Raw genomic sequence first — 19,966 nt, 5'->3', positions numbered from 1 at the left:
TTCATACATATTCCTCTAGTCTCAAAGACATCAGTGCGAAAGCGAACATATACCGTCTTTCAACTCGTAGCGCTCCTGGGTATGCTCACACACCGCCATGCCAGAGCCCTGCAGAGGCAAAGAAAGGCGCTCGCCAAAACGGCTCATCCAGCCGATCTGTCTTGCGGGCACGCCCACCATAAGTGCAAAAGATGGAATGTCTTTATTTACGACCGCGCCGGCACCAACAAAGGCGTACTCTCCCACTGTAGTTCCACAAACGATGGTGCAATTGGCGCCCAAGGTAGCACCTTTCCTGATCAGAGTGGCCCTATATTCGCTCTTGCGCTCTATAAGCGCGCGAGGGTTGTAGACATTGGTAAACACCATGCTGGGGCCGCAAAAAACACCGTCTTCCAGAGTGACATTGTCATACACGCTGACGTTGTTCTGGATCTTGCAGCCATCGCCAATGACAACCTTGTTGCCGACAAACACGTTTTGACCGAGCGACACCCCTTTGCCAATGCGGGCTCCCGCGCAGACATGCACAAAGTGCCAGATGCGTGATCCCTCGCCAATTTGAGCGCCATCGTCCACGATGGCACTGGGGTGCTGCGTGTAACTCATGTCCGTAGCCGCTTTGCGTAGGGATGCGCATCCGCACCCATCACGGCGATTTTGGCCGTACGGATAACGTTGACCGTCTCAATGCAGTGACGGGCGTCATCCAGCCCATAGCCACGACCTGCAAGAATTTCCTTATAACTGGTCGTATGCAGGTCAGTAAAGCCCTCAGAGAATTCAAGCTGCTCGCCGCTGATGTCGATATTGCGGTACGTGGACTTCTTGCCCTTCACCTCGTCGGGCAGATCGTTGGCATCGATAGAGAGAAACCAGCGCACCCGCGCATGTTCATATTCCAAATAGCCTGCGGCCTTGGACTCACCACTGTAGTGCACCACGTTTTGCTGCAACTTGCCGAAGATAAAATGCAGCATGTCATAGAAATGAACGCCGATGTTGGTAGCTATCCCGAAGGACTTGCGTGGATCACCTTTCCAGCTTTCCGCATACCACTTTCCGCGCGAGGTGATGTAAGTCAGCTCCACATCGAACTTCGTATCTTTTGACGCAGCGGCGACTGTGTCGCGCAGCTTCAGGATGGCGGCATGGTGTCGCAATTGCAGAATGTTAAAGACGCGCTTACCGGTTTCCTTCTCGACCGCCGCCAACTCGTCCAGCATCTCGGGAGTCGGCACCAGGGGTTTTTCGCAGATCACATCACAGCCCAGGCGAAGGCCGGCAGCGATGTGTGAATGGTGAAGGTAGTTTGGCGTACAAACTGACACGTAATTCAACGCAGTAGCGACGTCGCGCTTGAGCTTGTAGCCATGTTCGAGGAAGCGTTCAAATTCCGTAAAAAATTCGCTTTCGGGTGAAATGCTGTCAATGATGCCTACAGAATCGTTGACGTCATAAGCCACTGCCAAACGGTTGCCAGTATCTTTGATGGCGTGCATATGACGAGGCGCGATATAACCGGCTGCGCCAATCAGAGCAAAATTTTTCATATATTTGTTTTCAAGGAATTACAAGCGGAAGACAGTGAAGCCAGCTGCCGCGGCCTCGTGCCGATCAACCAAGCTCTTCACATCGGCCAGTACGGGCCGGGAACCACGACACAGTGCGCGCAACTCCGCCGGAGTGGCATGACGATATTCATTGTGTCCCACCGCGACTACCAGCGCATCCACCGGATTTTCGGCATCAACACGGCCCAACTGCAGGCCGTATTCATGTATCACTTCTTTCGCATCGGCCCAAGGGTCGGCCACCACCACCGTGGCGCCCCAAGCCTCAAACTCACGCACCATGTCCACCACTTTGCTATTGCGGATGTCAGGGCAGTTCTCCTTGAAGGTGATCCCCAGAACACCCACGCGACAGCGCGGCACGTCCATCCCGTTTTTCAGCATGAGTTTGATGGTATTGCGCGCCACATAACGGGCCATGTTGTCGTTGATGCGGCGGCCGGCCAAGATAACCTGCGGGTGGTAACCCACTTCCTCAGCCTTGTGAGTCAGATAATATGGATCCACGCCAATGCAGTGCCCCCCGACCAGTCCGGGCCGGAACGGCAAAAAGTTCCATTTACTGCCAGCGGCTTCGAGCACATCCAGCGTGTCAATGCCCAAGCGTTCAAAAATGACCGAGAGTTCGTTGACAAGCGCAATATTCAGGTCGCGCTGGGTATTTTCTATGACCTTGGCAGCTTCCGCCACCTTGAGGCTACTGGCCTTGTGGGTGCCGGCGGTAATGATGCTGCCGTAGAGGGCGTCTACCACATCAGCAACGTCAGGCGTACTGCCGCTAGTGATCTTCTTGATCTTGGTCAGGGTGTTGACCTTGTCTCCGGGATTGATGCGCTCGGGACTGTAGCCGCAGAAAAAGTCTATGTTGAACTTCCCTTTACTGTACTTTTCGAGAATTGGCACACACACCTCTTCGGTGGCGCCAGGATACACGGTGGATTCGTAAATCACCAAGGCGCCTGGAGGCATTGAGCGGCCAACGGTTTCGCTGGCCTTGACCAGCGGCGAAAGATCAGGACGGTTAGCCTTATCTACAGGTGTAGGCACCGTGACAATAAAAATATGGCAAGACTCCAGATCGGCCGCATTGCTGCTAAAACTCAGCCCACCGGCCAGCTTTAACTCGGCGGGAGTCACTTCCAGCGTGCTGTCCTGCCCCACCTTCAGCTCGCCAATGCGGGCCTGATTGATGTCAAAACCAACAACCTTTCGAAGCTTGCCAAACTCAACCGCCAGCGGCAGCCCAACATAGCCCAAACCAATTACTGCAATTTTCGCGTGATCCAGGTTCATAGATGACTAGTGATTATGTTTATCGGAAGCCGGGCGTCCGTCCATGGCGCTTCAACTCAAAGCAAATGCGACCGCACCGCGCTGGCCCGTAGGCATATCTTGATTCCCTGATTTACAGGCCATAGAGTGATTCAATTGCGCGCCCAAAACCTCTTGAAATCAAGAAGTCCAGATCGATTGAGATAGCCAGTCCCAACTCCCTAATTGCCGGAAGCGGCTTCCCCTCCCTTTAACGGGCAAAGAACCCGCGGCCGATGTTAACTGATCAGCCGACCAACCTTCCCCGGCAAACGCGCGAATAAAACGCCATTTTACGGGCGCTCCGCGATTTCGCGGTAACGAGGGAGATCACGCCAGTTACCCGGAAACCTGAACGTCAGTGGCAGCTTCAGTTTCTGCGGATCTGCGATTCGGGTCAAGTCCACCAGACAGGGGGCTTCAGTCGCGGGCATTTCAACCCCGGCAAAACGAAAGTGCCCATCACGCTGAAAGACGGGAAACACTACCCGCGTCTGCTGATCGATGCCCAGAGAAACGCGTTGATTGAAGTCGTACACGGGCGAGTTGAACTCGTAGGTATATTTCACATGGACCGAGTCCCGGCCGCAGCGGCGCTGGTCGAAGTCAGCCACCAAAAACTCGATGCGCGCCTTGTGCACGCCGCTCAAGGGGCTGCCCAGGGGCGCAAACAAGCCTTGCGGAGCCATCCTGAGCAGATCACCAGACCGGATGCGCTCAATGCCGGCGAGCGGCTCGGTCTTCGCGCTAGCGTAGGACTCGAAAAGCGCAAGGGTATGCTTGGACTGATAGGCCCGCAACCCGAAAAAAATCAACGCAGGCAGCACCACAAAGAAGATCGAGAACTGAATCAAGACAACCTTCCAGCTGACCCGAAGATCCTCACCCAGGGCTGCAATGACGCCGGAGCCGGACCGGTATGCGGCCCACACCTTGCCCAGCTTGTCGGCCCAGGTCTGCAAGACGAGGCCTGTCAGCCACAACCCGACCACCTGCAAATAGAAGTAATGGCGGACGCCGAACTGGAGAAAGGGATAACCGGCCATGAAAAGCAGAATGACCATGGCAGCCATCCCCAATCTCAGGCCACGCCTCAAAATAATGAGCAGGGCACTCGCCAATACACCGATCGATACCAGGTCCCAGATCCGGTGGTGGGTGAACGCCCACAATTTGGGATCGATGAAATCGTCGTAGAAAAAATAGAGGTCCTCGTAGGTCACGAACGCGGTCACCGGGAGGTGGAGGATCTTCCAGGCTGCGGCTAGAAAGCGAGTGGCCATGTCGGCCGGGAAGGTCGCAGCGATATCCGCGTAGTACTGCGCCCCAAGACGCCCGTATTCCGGTGTCGGAAACTCTATGACTCCACCGCCATAGCCATGCAAAACGGCGTAGCCGTTCAGTAGCGTGCTGGCGTACATATCCAGGTAGTGATGGCCCAGCCCGTACAACGCTTCTGCCAAGCCCAGCTTAGGATCAAACTCACCCATCAATCCCAGCACCAGTACATGCGACATGCCACCTGATTGAGAGCCGCCGACAACCTGCGCTGCACAAATAGTAAGCGCAGCCATGAACGCCAGCGCGTTCGCGCCCTTACACAGAAAGTTGGCGGCCAATTTGTCAGGAAAAAAAAGAAATATCGCGAGTAAATAGAGCGGTGCCAAAGTCACAAGATCAATCCGAAAACCCATGCCTATTCCGGTCAAAATGCCCGCCAGCGCGGACCAGGCTACGGAGCTTCTGCTGAATTTTTCCGCACGGAGCTGCCAGACCAGCAGGGCAAGCACACCCAAAAAGAACGGCGCCTTGATGTAATCGCGCAGGTGCGGCAGATTGAACAGTTGCAGCGGCGACAGCATCATCAGGCCGGCGCAAACCAGGCTCAGGGGCCGCCCCATCGCACTGCGACACAAGGCGTAGGCCGCCAGACCGGTCAAACCCAGAACCAGGCCGTACAAAGGTTGCAGCGCCGCCCACGACACCCCGCCCAGCTTCCACGCGCCCGCCACGACAAGCAGCAGGTACTTGTGAAATTGCTGAAAAGGCGTGGGAGTCCCCATCGCCACCGACGCCGGAATATCAGCACAAGCAAATACCGGACGTTGAGCCGCCAGGTATTCGGTCATCGCCTGCGGCTCGGGGACCGGCTGGGCAAATTCATGCCCGCAGGCGACCATTACGGCCGGCGCAAAAGTTTCCTGGTAAAAATGAAAGGCCTTGACGATGCCGGAGCCGGTAAACCATTGGCCGATGAACATGCCGGCCGCCAGGATGAGTGCCGCGTAGGCCAGGTCGCCAGCACTCGCGCGGGCGTGCGATGGACTTGCGTGCGCATCAGCAGAAGACAACAGGAAGCCTGATTTCATGGGGTCCAATAGAAGAGAGGGTTAAACACTGCGCGCACCTCTTAGGCCGCCCACAACCCCGGTCGGCGCACGTCACGTGAAGAAGGCCTGCGCGCAATGCAAAACCGGCATCTACTGCTAGCCGGACGCCACAGCCCCGGGAGATTCTCCCACGGCGCCGAAACCTATAATCCGCCAACCCATGAACGACATCCCCGCAACCCGAAAGCCCTCCCCTCGCCGCCGACTCTGGGCCGCGCTGATTATCTTATATGTGGCCGGTTTGCATGTCGTTGTAGGCTTGGCACTCGTCAAAACCGACCTGGCGGATCGAACGATCCGGAAACTGTCGGCAATGGTGAGCCAACCACCTCAACCTCTTCCCCCGCCACCGCCAGAACCAGAACCAGAACCAGAACCAGTGCCAGCGCCGGTGCTGGTGCCGGAGGCCGTCGAAACGCCACCACCACCAGTCCGTGACTACCAAAAAGAACTGGCCGCAATCATCGGCAGGGACCACTTCACCTACCCCCTCTATACACAGTTTGCGCTCATGAGCTTGGTGCCTCCAGATCCAGTTTTTTTTGTAGGCGACAGCATAGTTCGCGGTCTGGAGGTATCTGCACTAGCGCCTACAGCCGTTAATCTTGGCTTAAGTGGCGACAACACTGCCGGCACTCTTTACCGCATCCGTCTGTACGCGAAAGTCATGCCGCACTTCCAGACGTCCAGGCTTCTGGTAATTGCGATTGGGACTAACAACCTTGGGCTGGGCGCCCCCGCAGATCCCTTGATCGCCAAGCACATCCGGCTGATGCTGGCGAACCGGCCCAAGGATCAGCGCGTGGTGCTGAACGCCATTTTCCCTGTTGATCAGACGGTCGCCCCCGTTGAACTGGCGGGATACAACCAGCGCATTCAAACGATCAATCAAGACCTGCAGCGCGTTTGCGCTGCGTTTGCGAATTTCACTTTCCTGAATGCCGGCAGGAAAATGCGCGACAGCAATGGCAACCTGGCGAGGAAATATCACAATAAGAAAGATGCGTTTCACCTCTCGCCGGCGGCGTATGCCTACTGGACTGAAGAACTACGCAGCGTCCTGGAAACCGCGAATGCCGCACCACCAAGCGGTCCCCAGTTGGATGAGGCTTCATCGCCCGGCCGCTGAGGCTGGACCGGATCCGCTCCGAAACCCCCGACTCCGCCTTCATCTTCATCTTCGAATTGCCAGTGCCGCATGTTAAGGCAAGGCGCACTCTGTTTACATATCGTAATCCGGTGTTATTTGGCAGGAACGGAAACACGCCCAGACTGGCAAAACTGGGGATTAAACTAATGAGTTACTCAAGAACAAAATCTCATCGCGTGACTCATACCCTTACCCGTCAGGAACACCAAGAAAAGGTCCTGCTTGCCGCAGCGATCCTCGTTACTGCGGTCACGCTAGCATGGCTGCTCCGGTTCAGCCACTATGGCATTGACTTCACGGATGAGAGCTTTTACTTGGTCTGGATGGCCCATCCCTCCCGGTATGCCGCCTCGGTCACCCAATACGGATTTGTTTACCACCCGGTCTACGCACTGCTCGACGGCCAGGTCACGGCCTTGAGACAGTTCAACATTCTTTTCACCTTTGCACTGGCATGGACGCTGTGCTGGGTGTTTCTGAGGACCACTTTTTCCTCCGCGGCCTTGGGCAAGGCCCCCCTCGCGGTAGTTGCCGCCGCGCTGGCCACGGTGTCGCAGCTCTTTCTGGCCACCTGGGTGCCAACCCCCAGCTACTACAGCCTGACGCTACAGGCGCAGCTGATTGCCTCGATCGGCTTGCTCCTTTGCAGCACCAAACCGTCCGCGCCGAGCATTGCCGGATGGCTGCTGGTGGGGGTAGGCGGATGGCTGGCCTTTATGGCGAAACCGACAACGGCGGCAGCGCTGGCAGCCTGCACAGTCGTCTACGTTCTCGTTGCCGCGAAGTTGAATCTCCGGCTACTCGCGGCCGCCGCTGCAACATCCGCCGCGCTTGTCTGTTTGAGTGCATGGGCTATTGACGGCTCCATTATTATTTTCATTGACCGCTTGCGGGGAGGAGTCGAAGCAGCCAGATTGCTGGGCGGCGGGTACACGTTGACCGAGTTGCTTCGTTTTGATCGTTTCACACTCGGCCCGAAGGCAAGCATACTTTTTTTAATTGTCATGTCGCTATCCGTGGGCGCCGCTTGTCTCGGCGGAGCGAATAACAAGTGGCTAGCGGGGGCCGGCGCGTTGGCGACACTGCTCTTGGCGGGGCTGTCTCTGGTTGTGATTTTTCGTGCCTCCCCCGGGCGCTTGTATGCCGGCAAGTTCCAGGAACTACTTATTTTGGCGGTTCCCGCCGCAGCCGCTGTGATCGCAGGGGTGCTCCTGCGGCTCAAAGGCCTGCGTGACCTCAACCGCGGCCAGATCGGGATAGCGCTGGTATTCCTGGTGCTACCGTACGCCTATGCCTTTGGAACCAATGGCAACTACTGGATCACTGGCGCCAGTGCAGGCTTGTTCTGGGTCTTGGGTGGAATTGCTATCCTCGGCCCCATGACCTCCTCCGCAAGCTTGCGGGCGGTATTGCTTCCCCTCGCTTTGGCCGGCCAACTGATCACCGTGACACTAATCCACACAGGCATGGCCACACCCTATCGCCAACCCGAGCCGCTCTGGAAAAATGACTACGTCGCCGAATTCGGGCGCCCCGGACAGAAACTGATTCTCTCCGGCGGGTTTGGCCGCTATGTTGACGAAGCCGTCAGGACAGCAACGGCGGCCGGATTCAAGAATGACACCCCGATGATTGACCTGACAGGCCAGTCTCCCGGCATTCTGTACGCCATGGGGGCCAACAGCATCGGGCAGGCATGGATAATCGGCGGTTATCCCGGCAGCGAGGCGCTGGCGGAAGCGTCCCTGAAGGGCGTGTCCTGCGACGATCTCTCGCAGGCATGGCTGCTCCTGGAAAACGACGGGCCCCGGCGAATTTCGCCCGATGTGCTGTCGGTCTACGGCGCGGACCTCGCCAAGGATTTTGAAATGGTTGGCAGGTTCAAAACGGCCGCGGGCGCGGGCGGCTATGAGGACGCCCGGCTGCAAGAGATTTTCAAACCGATACGTTCCCCCGAAGCAGCGGCCGCCGCTTGCACCGCAAAGAAAACCGCACGCCCATGAAAAAAATCGCCATCGTCCAGTCCAACTACATCCCCTGGAAAGGCTATTTCGACATGATCGCGGCGGTGGATGAGTTCATCCTGTACGACGACATGCAGTTCACGCGACGCGACTGGCGCAACCGCAACCAGATCAAGACGCCGCAGGGGGTGCAGTGGCTGACGGTTCCGGTGCAGGTCAAGGGAAAGTATCATCAAAAAATCAGGGATACCGGGATTGACGGCTCCGACTGGGCATTGGCGCATTGGAAAGCATTGGCGCAAAACTATCGCCGTGCGCCACACTTTGGCGAGATCGCTGCATGGCTTGAGCCGCTGTATCTCGCTGAGCCTTGCACGCATCTGTCCCAGTTAAATCGCCGGTTCATTGAGGCCGTGTGCGGTTACTTGGGGATCAAGACGACCATCACTAATTCATGGGACTACACACTGCTTGATGGAAAGACGGAGCGCTTGGCCGACCTTTGTGCCCAGGCAGGCGGCACGGAATACATCTCAGGCCCCTCGGCCAAGGATTACATTGAGGAAACCGTATTCAGTGAAGCGGGCATCAAACTGACCTGGTTTGATTACGCCGGATACTCCGAATACCCACAACTCTGGGGCGAATTCGCCCACGGGGTCACCATCCTCGATCTGCTGTTCAGTTGCGGAAAAGACGCGACCCGCTATATGAAGTACGTACCCCCATGAAGCTTTCTATTGTTGCTACGCTTTACCAATCGGCGGCTTATATTGCCGAGTTTCATCAGCGGGCATGCGCTGCTGCCAAACAACTCGTGGGTGAAGATTACGAAATCGTTCTAGTGAACGACGGATCGCCCGACAACAGCCTAGACATTGCCGTGCAACTCACCGAGAGCGACAGCCACGTTGTCGTCGTAGATCTCTCCCGTAACTTCGGCCATCATAAGGCCATGATGACTGGGCTTGCCCATGCCAAGGGTGACCGAGTATTTCTGATCGACAGTGACTTGGAAGAAGAGCCGGAGTGCTTGATTGCCTTTGCCAAGCAGATGCGGAGCAACACGTGCGATGTGGTGTACGGGGTCCAAGAACAGCGCAAGGGCGGTTGGTTCGAACGCTGGAGCGGCCAGTGGTTCTACCGATTCTTCAAAGCACTCACTGGGCTGGCCCTACCCGAAAATATCGTCACGGCACGATTGATGACGCGCCGCTACGTGGATGCCCTATTGCGCCATGAGGAACGAGAAGTCTTCATGGCAGGCCTATGGCACATCACAGGCTTTGCTCAACTTCCACAGGTCGTGAAAAAGCACAGCACCAGTGAAACCACATACACCTTCCGAAGAAAAATGACTTTACTTGTCAATTCGGTGACTTCGTTTAGCAATGCACCATTGGTCAGCATCTTCTATATCGGTATATTGATCTCTCTCGTCGCGATTTTCTACACCACTTACTTGGCCTTTCACTGGCTGTTCCTTGCCAAACCATTAAGCGGCTGGACCTCCGTTATGGCTTCGATCTGGCTCCTTGGCGGAATGGTCATATCTTTTATAGGTGTAGTTGGCATCTACCTCTCAAAAATTTTCTCTGAAACCAAACAGCGCCCCTACACAATCGTGAGGCAGATTTATGCAAAACAACAAAACTGACTTGCTGACCGAAGTTGCCGAATACTACTCATCCAAGCTGGCCCAACATGGCGAAACCCCTCGGGGCGTTGATTGGAATGGTGAAGAAAGCCAGACCTTGCGTTTCGGGCAACTATGCAAAATCATTGATACCCCGAATCAATTTTCAATAAATGATCTGGGGGCTGGCTATGGGGCGCTATATGATTTTCTCGCCTCCGAACATGAGCGCTTCTCCTATTCGGGGATCGATGTCTCCGAAAGCATGATTCGAGCTGCCGAGCAGCGCTATAAAGACAAATCGCAGGCTCGCTTTGTCCTTTCCAGCGAGCCTGATCAAGTTGCTGACTACGGCGTTGCGAGTGGCATTTTTAATGTCCGGTTGGGCAGATCAGAGGACGAATGGTGGTCTTATCTTGAAGCAACCCTGGATGTGCTTGACAATACCAGTCGCATCGGTTTTGCGTTCAACTGCCTCACTTCTTACTCTGATGCGGACAGGATGCGAGACAATTTGTATTACGCAGATCCATGTGTTCTATTTGATCTCTGCAAGCGTCGCTATTCTCGTAACGTGGCTCTTCTTCATGACTACGGGCTTTATGAATTTACGATCTTGGTGAGGAAGCAGCCATGAAAACCCCCCTGGTTATCTTTGGCTCTGGTGACATTGCCCAACTTGCACACTTCTATTTCAGCTCGGATTCGGAATACGAAGTCGTCGCCTTCACCGTGGACGCAGCGTATTTGACGGATGCAGCGTTGTGTGGACTTCCGGTTGTCGCCTTTGAAGATGTCACCACGCATTTTGCTCCGGATCAGTGCGAGATTTTTGTTGCACTTAGCTACTCCAAGCTAAATGCTGTTCGAAAGGAAAAATATCTGGCAGCCAAGGCATTGGGTTACCGGTTAGCCAGCTTTATTAGTTCCCACGCCACCGTTCTGAACGAAGGTCATATTGGAGAGAACTGTTTCATTTTTGAAGATAACACCATTCAACCGTTCGTCACCATTGGCAACAATGTCACGCTTTGGAGCGGTAATCACATTGGGCATCACTCCACCATCAAGGACCACTGCTTTATTGCCTCGCATGTAGTTGTTTCAGGCGGCGTGGAGATTGGGGAGCAGTGCTTTATCGGTGTGAATGCAACACTGCGCGACCATATCAAGGTGGGTGAAAAATGCGTGATTGGCGCTGGAGCACTGCTGCTCGCGGATGCGGCGCCGGAAGGCGTTTACATCGGTGCAGCAACGGAACGCTCAAACGTACCCAGCACGAGGTTGAGAGGGATATGAAACCCAATAAAAGGTGGAAAAAGCTTGGCCTCATTTTTTGTCCCGCAGGTGAGGTTGAATGGATGCATTCGCATGCGGCCGTGCCTATCGCCGAGAGCTTAGGTGGAGGTTTATTTAAGATTTATTTCAGCTCACGCGACAAATCCAGTAGGAGCTATACGGGTTATACGGTAATCGACATCGATCGTCCGAATCAGCTACTGGACATATCCACCAAGCCAGTTCTTGTCCCTGGAGATATTGGCGAGTTTGATGATAGTGGCGCGATGGCAACTTGGCTTACTTGCCATAAGGGTCAAAGATTTCTCTACTATATTGGCTGGAATCTGGGCGTAACAGTTCCTTTTCGTAACTCAATAGGCTTGTCCATCAGCACCGAGGGTGGTGAATTCACGCGCTTTTCGAGCGGGCCAATTGTTGATCGTTCTATGCGTGAACCGCATTTCTGCGCAAGTTGTTGCGTCCTACCTGAAGATGGTCTCTGGCGTATGTGGTACCTGTCGTGCACTGGTTGGAAAATGCGCAATGGGAAACCTGAGCATAGATACCATATTAAGTATGCCGAATCTTGCGACGGAATAATTTGGCAACGAAATGGGCTTGTTGCCATCGATTTTGCAAACGAGCAAGAGTTCGCAATCTCTAGGCCGTCAGTTATTCATGACAATGACTGCTGGAGGATGTGGTACTCCTTTCGTGGCCAGTCCTATCGTATTGGATATGCGGAATCCGAGGATGGTCGGCAGTGGGAACGACTTGACAGTCAAGTTGGCATCGATGTCTCTACAACAGGTTGGGACTCAGAAATGATCGAATACCCATTCGTTTTTGACCATAAAGGCCAGCGTTACATGCTGTACAACGGCAATGGTTACGGCAAAACCGGCTTTGGTTTGGCCGTATTGGAGCAAGGTTAATGCCACGTCTTGTCGATTATCTTTATATTGTCGCAACAATAGGATTTACTGTTTACGGACAGCTTATTCTTAAGTGGCGCATCGCGAAATTTGGCCTGCTTCCAACTGATTTTTTTGAGAAACTGAAGTTTCTGATTTCATTGCTGTTTGATCCAGCAATCTTCTCGGGCTTTGCTGCTGCATTTCTGGCTTCTCTCGCGTGGATGGCTGCCATGACCAAGTTCGACCTGAGTCATGCTTACCCATTCATGAGCTTGAATTTCGTGGTGGTACTGTTACTGAGTGGATGGCTTTTGAATGAACCCGTGACGTTTCAAAGAGTGCTAGGCGTGGCGCTAATTGTGGTCGGTACGATGGTGGCGGCGCGTGGCTGACCGACAAGCAATGCCGCGCTTTTCGCTGGCGTTCGCACTATCAAGCTCGGCGGTGTTGCTCCTGCTGCTTTGTGCACTATTCACGCCCGCGTGGGAAACCAACGATGACGTGGGGATGTCGATGATCGCCCACGGCTACGGCATGGCGGCGCAGAGTTCGCCCAAGTTGATGTTTTCAAACATACTATGGGGCTATTTTGTTGGTGCGCTCCCAACAGTCGGCGGAGTACTTGGATACTCCCTCGCGACGCTAGCCGTACTTTTCGCTGTCGGCGCGGCGATCTTTTACGGGATGCACAGGCTCGGCGCTGGAGCACCAGCATGCCTGGCGATGCTGGCCTTGGTAATGATTCGACCGATATTGTTTCCGCAATTCACGGTAAATGCTGGCCTGCTGCTGGTGGCGGCATTGGTCTGCTGGCATGTCTACGCACGGCACAACAGCCCTCTTGCACTTGGAGCCGGCTGCGTACTCGCATTTCTGAGCTACCTAGTGCGCAGTCACGAGTTTTTACTAGTTTTCCTGGTCGCGCTACCGTTGATACCGTGGCAGCCCTTATGGCGCAAGCCCGTTGCACGTGGCACTTTTGCGTTATTAATCGGGGCAATAGCAATCTCAGCTATTTTTGACGCCGGGAACTATCAAGGGAAGGAGTGGGAGCCATTCAACCAACTCAATCCTGCGCGCGCAGCTTTTACGGACTTTGGCGCGGGCGAAGAGCTGAAGCAGCATCCGGACATACTTAAACGCCATGGCTTTAGCGTCAACGACGTCGATCTGGTGTCAACTTGGTTTTTTGTCGATACACGTATTGCCGATCCGAAGCTACTGCGCTCCATGCTGGGTGAACTAGGGATTCTGCCGGCCGGCTCGAATTCTTGGGCGAATGCATGGCTAAGTCTGAAGTCTTTATGGCATCCGGATATTCGGCCCTTGCTTGCAATCGCACTGATCCTGGCACTACTTCGGCCTAGCTATGGCATCGCAGCCAGTTGGCTGCTTTTCCTGGCAGCAATCATCATCATGGGTGTTCTGGGACGCCCCGGCATCCTGCGTGTCTATGTTCCGCTGCTATCGCTGCTGGCCGTGGCCCCGTTCCTCAGCGAAAAAGCATTTCGCCCACTACGTCCCCTCGCAGCGTTGCTCGTGGCCACGGCCGCAGCCATCAGTGCCTCTGCCGCGACTGAAAATTCGAAGAATTTTGAGTTGGCGGCAATTGAGACCCGCCGGGAGTTCACCGCATTTCCAGCCGAGCCAGTAGTCATTTGGGGAGACTCGTTTCCTTTTGAAAGGATATACCCCGTGCTGGGAGCCTCGCCCGCCGCCATGACGTATCGCCTCTACGGATTGGGGGTCTTCACTTGGTCGCCGTTTTCGGTGGCTTTTGCCGAGCAAAAACGACAGCGCGGCGTGGTTGATCGGCTTCGGCAGTCAGCGGGAATGCCTTTTCTCGCAACAGAGGAGCGATACGAATACTTGAAAAAATATTGCGACGAGCACCACGATGGCTCACTTAGGGAAATTTCGGAACTTACCCTTGGTCAACAGCGGATAAGCTGGCGCAGATGTAGCGAAAAAATCTCTGTCCCGTTGTCGGATTCACCACCTCAAAAACATGAAAATTGACAAGATAGCCTTCAACCGGCCGTACATGACAGGCAAGGAGCTGCGTTACATCACCGAAGCGAAATCGGGTCATATGCTCGCCGGCGACGGCCCCTTCACCAAACGCTGCCACGGCTGGATTGAGGAACAGACCGGCTGCGCCAAGGCGCTGCTCACCCACTCCTGCACCGCGGCCCTGGAGATGGCGGCCCTGCTGCTGGATATCCAGCCCGGCGACGAAGTCATCATGCCCTCCTACACCTTCGTCTCGACGGCCAATGCCTTTGTGCTGCGCGGCGGCGTGCCGGTGTTTGTGGACATACGGGAAGACACGCTGAATCTGGACGAGCGCCTGATCGAGGCTGCGATCACGCCGCGCACCAAGGCCATCGCGCCGGTGCACTACGCCGGCGTGGCCTGCGAGATGGACACGATCCTGGACATTGCCCGTCGCCATGGCCTGCGGGTCGTCGAAGACGCCGCCCAAGGCGTGATGGCCAGCTACAAGGGCCGCGTGCTGGGCAGCATAGGCGACCTGGGCGCCTACAGCTTCCACGAAACCAAGAACGTCATTTCGGGAGAAGGCGGCGCCCTGCTGGTCAACGACCCTGAGATGGCCTTACGCGCGGAAATCATCCGTGAAAAGGGCACGGACCGCAGCCGCTTTTTCCGAGGCCAGGTGGACAAATACACCTGGCAGGAGGTGGGCTCCTCCTTCCTGCCCGGCGAGATCACCGCGGCCTTTCTGTGGGCCCAGCTGGAAGATGCCCAGAACATCACCACCCAGCGCTTGGCGAACTGGGAGCACTACCATGCGGCGCTCGCCCTGCTCGAGGCCCAGGGGTTGCTGCGGCGCCCGATTGTGCCGACGGAATGCCAGCACAACGCGCACATGTATTACGTGCTGCTGGCGCCGCACATCGACCGGCAGGCGGTTCTGGGCGAGCTCAAGCGCAACGAGGTTTTCTCGGTCTTTCACTATGTGCCGCTGCACTCCTCCCCTGCCGGAAAACGCTACGGGCGTACCCACGGCTCGCTGGAGATCACCGACAGCCTGTCGGACCGCCTGGTCCGCCTGCCCCTGTGGGTAGGGCTGACCGAAGCGCAGCAGGACCGGGTGGTGCAGGTGCTGGCCGACGCCCTGCGCCGGGCCGCCTGAGCCGTGGAACGCGGCCTGCGCCGCGGCTGCCCATCCCCTGGAAAAAACTATTGACCGCCGGCAGGCAGCGCCGTCTTCACAACCAGCGGCGCGACCCTTCTTGAGCCCGCCACGCTGAGGTGGTTGTCATCCGCGTACATCAGCTGCCCGTCAATCAGGCCGGAGCAACCGCCGGCGCTGCAAAGAGCCGGCTCGACGTCGATGATGTGCAGATAGGGGGCTTTTGCCGCCAGGCTGGCAATCTGCGCCCTGTAAGGCTGCATCCGGCCTCGGTAAATGTCATAAGGCACCCGGCACCTGTCGGCCTGTTGGGAAAGCGTCAGCGGGCGGCCCAGGCAGTCCCGGGCCGAAACGCCCAGTTCCGGCACCTGCAGCAGGTAGGACACACGCATGCCGCGCTCATGCAGTTGCGCTGCGGTATTCACCAACCCCTCGGTAAAAACCTGCTCGGGGCTGGCGGGAGCTCCACCCGCGGGAGATGAACGGGCCGCGATGGGCGGGAAGTTGTAGTTGGCTTCGACCGGCCCGAACCCCAGCCCGTTCAGGTACTGGGGTCCGCGCGAGGCCAGCACCACGCTGGCGATGCGCTTGTCCTGGCGCAGCGCCTCGACGATGGTTTCTATGCTTTGCGCGCACTGCGCGTGCTCGGCGGGCGTGCGCCCCGTGACCGCGCCGATGAAAGGCGGGCAGCCGGAGTTCGCCAGCAAAAGAGTACCGTAACCCTGTTGAGCGGCAAGCTCGGAGATGCCGGAAAAGAGGACGTGCGCATGCGAATCCCCGACCACGGCAATCATGCGTTCGCCGGCGTGGTTTTGCCGGCAATAGACGGGGGCAACCTTCCCGGCAAAGAGCGCCAGGCAGGAGGCGTCCTGGCGCGCTTCGCGGACCATCTGCCCCTCGTTTTTCTTGAAATACTGGAGTGCCGGACGCTCCGGCATGCCCTTGCCGAGGACGACGGCCAGCGCGGCCGCCAGCAAGGCGCCCATGGCGCAGCACAGGAAAACCGTCACCCTGCGTTTGCCTTGGCCATTGCCTGCCGCCCGGCGCAGCGGCAACTCAACACCCGCATAGGTCGCCCAGGCCAGCACTATCGCCAACACGGCACCGAGCCAGAGAACCCATGGCGCAGGGCTGCCGGATTCGGCAATCCGGGCATAGGACAAAATCGGCCAATGCCACAGGTAAAGCGGGTAGCTGATCAGCCCTATCCACACCAGGGGGCGCCAGGACAGCATACGGTTGACCACGGCGCCCGGCCCAGAGGCCATCAGCATGACCGCCCCCATGATGGGCCACAGGGTGGCCAAGCCGGGGTGCGGCAAGGTCTTGTTGAACGCGAGCAAGGCGCTTGCCGTCAAGGCCAGCCCGGCCAGCGACAGGGCATCGCGCGCGCGGGCCGGATGCAGCTTCGACGGCAGCCAGTTGGTGCCGTTCTTCTGGTGCATCCAGGCAATCGCCACCCCCGACAGCAACTCCCAGAATCGGGGAAGGGAGTGGTAGTACAGCTTGTCCGGGCTGATGCGGCCCAGGTGGAGCCCGTAAAGAAGCGACAACGCGGCGCAGGCGGCAATTACCCAGCCGGGATTGCAGCGAAAACGGCGCGACGCCAACAGCAGAATCGGCCACAGCAGGTAAAACTGCTCCTCCACCGACAGCGACCAAAGGTGCAAAAGCGGCTTGCTGTAGGAAACGGCGTCGAAGTAGCCCGCCTCGCCAAGCAGCTGAAAATTCAGGATGAAAACAATGGCCGCAGCCGCGTGCTTGCCCAGGCGTTCGTACTCATTGGCAAACAGGGCAAAAAACCCGAACATCAGGCTCGCGGCAAGAACCAGCATCAGCGCCGGAAAGAGGCGCCTGACGCGCCGGCCGTAAAAACCGGCAAAACTGAAGGCCCCTTCGGCCTGCTCCCGAAACAGGATCAGGGAGATCAGGTAGCCGGAAATCACAAAAAAGATATCCACGCCCAGAAACCCGCCCGGCAGCAGCCCGGGGTTCACGTGGAACACAAGCACCGACATCACCGCCAGCGCGCGCAGGCCGTCGATGTCCGGCCGGTATTTGACGATGCTCATGGCCGCTCCATCGTCGGAACGCGCGCCAACCGCTTATGCGAATGCCGAGCTGGGCCCGGGTCGATAGACAATTCTCCAGCCATTCGGGCAAGTCTCCCTGTAATGCTTGCAGGCAAACGGCCCGCGGCGCCGCCGGCTCGCCTCAAGATGGAAGCTCGCAGGAGGGCAAGAAGGGGGCGTCCTGGTCTCTTTTCGAGAGCAGGATGGAGGGCAAGGCTGGCCATTCAATGGCCAAGTCGGGGTCGTCCCAGCGTATGCTGCGCTCATGCTCCGGGGCATAGTAGTCCGTGACCTTGTAGAAGACTTCAGCCGCCTCGCTAAGCACAACAAACCCGTGCGCGAAGCCTGGGGGTGTCCATAGCTGCTTGTGGTCCTGGCTTGTCAGTTCTATCCCAACCCAGTGCTTGAAGGTGGGGGAGGAGCGCCGGATATCGACGGCAACGTCAAAAATGCTGCCCTGGATCACATGCATCAGCTTTCCCTGCGGCTGCCGGATCTGGTAATGCAGGCCGCGCAGCACGCCCCTGCCGGAGTACGAGAGGTTGTCCTGGACGAACTCCGCATCCACACCGGTGGCACGCGCGAAATTTCGCCGATTGAAGCTTTCGAAGAAGAAACCGCGATCGTCGCGGAAAACCTGCGGCTCGATGACGAGCACTTCCGGCAAAGCGGTGGGGGTGACTTTCATGGGCCCGGATTTTCTCTCAATATCCTCTGGAGGTATTGCCCGTACCCATTTTTTGACAAGGCTGCCGCCAGCACTTCCAATTGAGCGTCCGTGATGAAATGGCTGCGCCACGCGATTTCTTCGGGGCAGGCGATTTTCAGGCCCTGGCGCTGCTCCAGCGTGGCGATGAACTGGCCGGCCTGCAACAGGCTTTCGTGCGTCCCGGTATCCAGCCAGGCGTAGCCCCGCTGCAAGGTCTGGACATTCAATTCGCCGCGATCCAGGTAGGCCTGGTTGACGGAGGTGATTTCAAGTTCACCGCGCGCGCTGGGCTTGATGCTTTTTGCGATGTCCACGACCTGGTTGTCGTAAAAATACAGGCCCGTCACCGCAAAGCTGCTTTTCGGCCGCTCGGGTTTCTCCTCAATGCTGCTGGCCTTGCCCTCGGCGTCGAAGGCGACAACGCCATAACGCTCGGGGTTGGTCACGTGGTAGGCGAACACCGTGGCACCGGAAGTCTGCGCATGCGCATCGGTCAGCACCTGCGCAAAACTGTGGCCGTAAAAGATGTTGTCGCCCAGCACCAGCGCGCTGGGCGAGTCGCCGATGAATTCTTCACCGATCAGGAAAGCCTGCGCCAGGCCGTCGGGCGACGGCTGCACCGCATACTGCAGGTTCAGGCCCCACTGCGAACCATCGCCCAGCAGCAACTCGAAGCGGGGCGTATCCTGCGGTGTGCTGATCACCAGTATGTCGCGTATCCCGGCCAGCATGAGCGTGCTGAGCGGGTAGTAAATCATCGGCTTGTCGTACACCGGCAGAAGCTGTTTGCTGATGGCCAGCGTTGCCGGGTGCAAACGTGTGCCGGATCCTCCGGCCAGAATAATGCCTTTGCGCTGAGTCATGTTTGGGGGACAGTCATAAGTAGTTCGTTCAACATTCGTTCGACACCGGGCTGCCAGACCGGCAAGTTCAGGCCGAAAGCGCTTTTGAGCTTGGTGCTGTCGAGCCGGGAATTGCAGGGGCGCGTGGCCAGCGCCCGAAATGCAGCACTGCTGGCTGGCGCAATATTAGCCACATTTGCCTTCAGGGGAATGCCCAGGCACTGCGCCTGGGCCACCACAAAACGCGCATAAGCGTGCCGCGATACCTCGCCGCCGGCCGCCAGGTGGTACAGGCCCGCGTACCGGAGGCCCTCTGCCGGCCGCTCCTGCAGGACCCGGCGCAGGGCATGAGCCGTCACGTCGGCCACCAGCTCGGCGCCCGTGGGCGCCCCGACCTGGTCATCCACCACGTCGAAGCGGTCGCGCTCCGCGGCGAGCCGCAAAATCGTCTTGGCGAAGTTTTCGCCGCGCGCGGCATATACCCAACTTGACCTGAAAACCAGATGCCGCGCGCAACGTCCGGCCACCAAGCCTTCGCCTTCAAGCTTGGACCGGCCATAGACGGACAGCGGCGCGGGGGTGTCCGTTTCTTTCCAGGCGCTTGTGCCGCTGCCGTCAAACACATAGTCGCTCGAATAGTGCACCAGCCACGCGCCTATGCCTTGCGCCGTCTCCGCCAGGGCGCCGGGCGCCAAGGCATTCACCGTCCGGGCGAGTTCGGCGTCGCCCTCCGCCTTGTCGACCGCCGTATAGGCGGCGGCATTGACGATGACATCGGGCCGCAACTGGCGCACCGTCGCGCTGATCCCGGCCAGATTTGCGAGGTCGCCGCACAACTCGGTGCTGTGGCGATCCAGCGCGACAAGTTCACCCAATGGCGCCAGGCTGCGCTGCAGTTCCCAGCCAACCTGGCCGTTTTTTCCGAAGAGGAGAATTTTCATGGGTAATGCGGGGGCATGGATG

At 57.4% G+C, this 19,966-nt stretch carries 18 protein-coding genes; 10 read left to right on the top strand and 8 right to left on the bottom strand.

Translation table 11 applies throughout. The annotated features are described in order from the left end of the window. Positions 1–30: 30 nt before the first annotated feature. The 4 genes from wbpD to B7G53_RS04395 all read right to left on the bottom strand — a co-directional run bounded on the left by wbpD (position 31) and on the right by B7G53_RS04395 (position 5,254). On the bottom strand, positions 31–609 hold the full coding sequence (gene wbpD / locus B7G53_RS04410; protein WP_096664116.1) for a UDP-2-acetamido-3-amino-2,3-dideoxy-D-glucuronate N-acetyltransferase: 579 nt from the start codon (positions 607–609) through the stop codon (positions 31–33). Next, positions 606–1,553 (bottom strand): Gfo/Idh/MocA family protein, encoded by a 948-nt coding sequence (locus B7G53_RS04405; RefSeq protein WP_096664113.1) that lies wholly within the window; start codon positions 1,551–1,553, stop codon positions 606–608. Before B7G53_RS04405 ends, wbpD begins: the two co-directional genes overlap by 4 nt. An 18-nt stretch (positions 1,554–1,571) precedes the next feature. Continuing rightward, positions 1,572–2,867 (bottom strand): nucleotide sugar dehydrogenase, encoded by a 1,296-nt coding sequence (locus tag B7G53_RS04400; protein WP_096664110.1) that lies wholly within the window; start codon positions 2,865–2,867, stop codon positions 1,572–1,574. Positions 2,868–3,178: 311 nt separating this feature from the next. After that, a complete protein-coding gene (locus B7G53_RS04395) occupies positions 3,179–5,254 on the bottom strand; it encodes a hypothetical protein (protein WP_141396290.1) in 2,076 nt (691 codons plus the stop codon). 181 nt (positions 5,255–5,435) lie between these two features. On the opposite strand from B7G53_RS04395, the gene B7G53_RS04385 reads away from it, so the two are divergent. The 10 genes from B7G53_RS04385 (at position 5,436) to rffA (ending at position 15,380) form a co-directional block, all read left to right on the top strand. After that, positions 5,436–6,404, top strand: coding sequence for a GDSL-type esterase/lipase family protein (locus tag B7G53_RS04385; protein WP_141396289.1), 969 nt, complete (start codon positions 5,436–5,438; stop codon positions 6,402–6,404). 197 nt (positions 6,405–6,601) lie between these two features. Then, complete coding sequence (locus B7G53_RS04380; RefSeq protein ID WP_096664102.1) at positions 6,602–8,428, top strand: hypothetical protein; 1,827 nt, start codon at positions 6,602–6,604, stop codon at positions 8,426–8,428. Then, the gene (locus tag B7G53_RS04375; protein WP_096664099.1) at positions 8,425–9,120 is read left to right on the top strand and encodes a WbqC family protein; all 696 of its coding nucleotides are present in this window, start codon (positions 8,425–8,427) and stop codon (positions 9,118–9,120) included. The genes B7G53_RS04380 and B7G53_RS04375 overlap by 4 nt, the downstream gene beginning before the upstream one ends. Beyond that, entirely contained in the window at positions 9,117–10,046 is a 930-nt protein-coding gene (locus B7G53_RS04370) for a glycosyltransferase family 2 protein (protein WP_096664096.1), read from the top strand. The genes B7G53_RS04375 and B7G53_RS04370 overlap by 4 nt, the downstream gene beginning before the upstream one ends. Next, positions 10,027–10,662 (top strand): class I SAM-dependent methyltransferase, encoded by a 636-nt coding sequence (locus tag B7G53_RS04365; RefSeq protein ID WP_096664093.1) that lies wholly within the window; start codon positions 10,027–10,029, stop codon positions 10,660–10,662. Before B7G53_RS04370 ends, B7G53_RS04365 begins: the two co-directional genes overlap by 20 nt. Beyond that, complete coding sequence (locus B7G53_RS04360) at positions 10,659–11,324, top strand: acetyltransferase (protein WP_096664090.1); 666 nt, start codon at positions 10,659–10,661, stop codon at positions 11,322–11,324. Before B7G53_RS04365 ends, B7G53_RS04360 begins: the two co-directional genes overlap by 4 nt. Then, positions 11,321–12,241, top strand: a complete 921-nt coding sequence (locus B7G53_RS04355; protein ID WP_096664088.1) for a hypothetical protein — start codon at positions 11,321–11,323, stop codon at positions 12,239–12,241. Before B7G53_RS04360 ends, B7G53_RS04355 begins: the two co-directional genes overlap by 4 nt. Beyond that, a complete protein-coding gene (locus B7G53_RS04350; RefSeq protein WP_096664085.1) occupies positions 12,241–12,615 on the top strand; it encodes an EamA family transporter in 375 nt (124 codons plus the stop codon). The genes B7G53_RS04355 and B7G53_RS04350 overlap by 1 nt, the downstream gene beginning before the upstream one ends. Further along, a complete protein-coding gene (locus tag B7G53_RS04345) occupies positions 12,608–14,242 on the top strand; it encodes a hypothetical protein (RefSeq protein ID WP_141396288.1) in 1,635 nt (544 codons plus the stop codon). The genes B7G53_RS04350 and B7G53_RS04345 overlap by 8 nt, the downstream gene beginning before the upstream one ends. Further along, positions 14,232–15,380: a dTDP-4-amino-4,6-dideoxygalactose transaminase gene (gene rffA / locus B7G53_RS04340; protein WP_096664080.1), complete on the top strand. Its 1,149-nt coding sequence runs from the start codon at positions 14,232–14,234 to the stop codon at positions 15,378–15,380. The genes B7G53_RS04345 and rffA overlap by 11 nt, the downstream gene beginning before the upstream one ends. Positions 15,381–15,427: 47 nt before the next feature. Here rffA and B7G53_RS04335 read toward each other — a convergent pair whose 3' ends face one another. The 4 genes from B7G53_RS04335 to rfbD all read right to left on the bottom strand — a co-directional run bounded on the left by B7G53_RS04335 (position 15,428) and on the right by rfbD (position 19,944). After that, positions 15,428–17,452: an acyltransferase family protein gene (locus tag B7G53_RS04335; protein WP_096664077.1), complete on the bottom strand. Its 2,025-nt coding sequence runs from the start codon at positions 17,450–17,452 to the stop codon at positions 15,428–15,430. 142 nt (positions 17,453–17,594) lie between these two features. Beyond that, complete coding sequence (gene rfbC, locus B7G53_RS04330) at positions 17,595–18,140, bottom strand: dTDP-4-dehydrorhamnose 3,5-epimerase (protein ID WP_096664075.1); 546 nt, start codon at positions 18,138–18,140, stop codon at positions 17,595–17,597. Then, positions 18,137–19,024 (bottom strand): glucose-1-phosphate thymidylyltransferase RfbA, encoded by an 888-nt coding sequence (gene rfbA / locus B7G53_RS04325; RefSeq protein WP_096664071.1) that lies wholly within the window; start codon positions 19,022–19,024, stop codon positions 18,137–18,139. Before rfbA ends, rfbC begins: the two co-directional genes overlap by 4 nt. Beyond that, on the bottom strand, positions 19,021–19,944 hold the full coding sequence (rfbD, locus tag B7G53_RS04320; RefSeq protein WP_096664069.1) for a dTDP-4-dehydrorhamnose reductase: 924 nt from the start codon (positions 19,942–19,944) through the stop codon (positions 19,021–19,023). The genes rfbA and rfbD overlap by 4 nt, the downstream gene beginning before the upstream one ends. Positions 19,945–19,966: the final 22 nt, after the last annotated feature.

It is taken from the genome of Polaromonas sp. AET17H-212, assembly GCF_002379085.1.
Lineage (GTDB): Bacteria > Pseudomonadota > Gammaproteobacteria > Burkholderiales > Burkholderiaceae_C > Polaromonas.
This window is presented reverse-complemented; position numbering and strand designations above follow the sequence as displayed.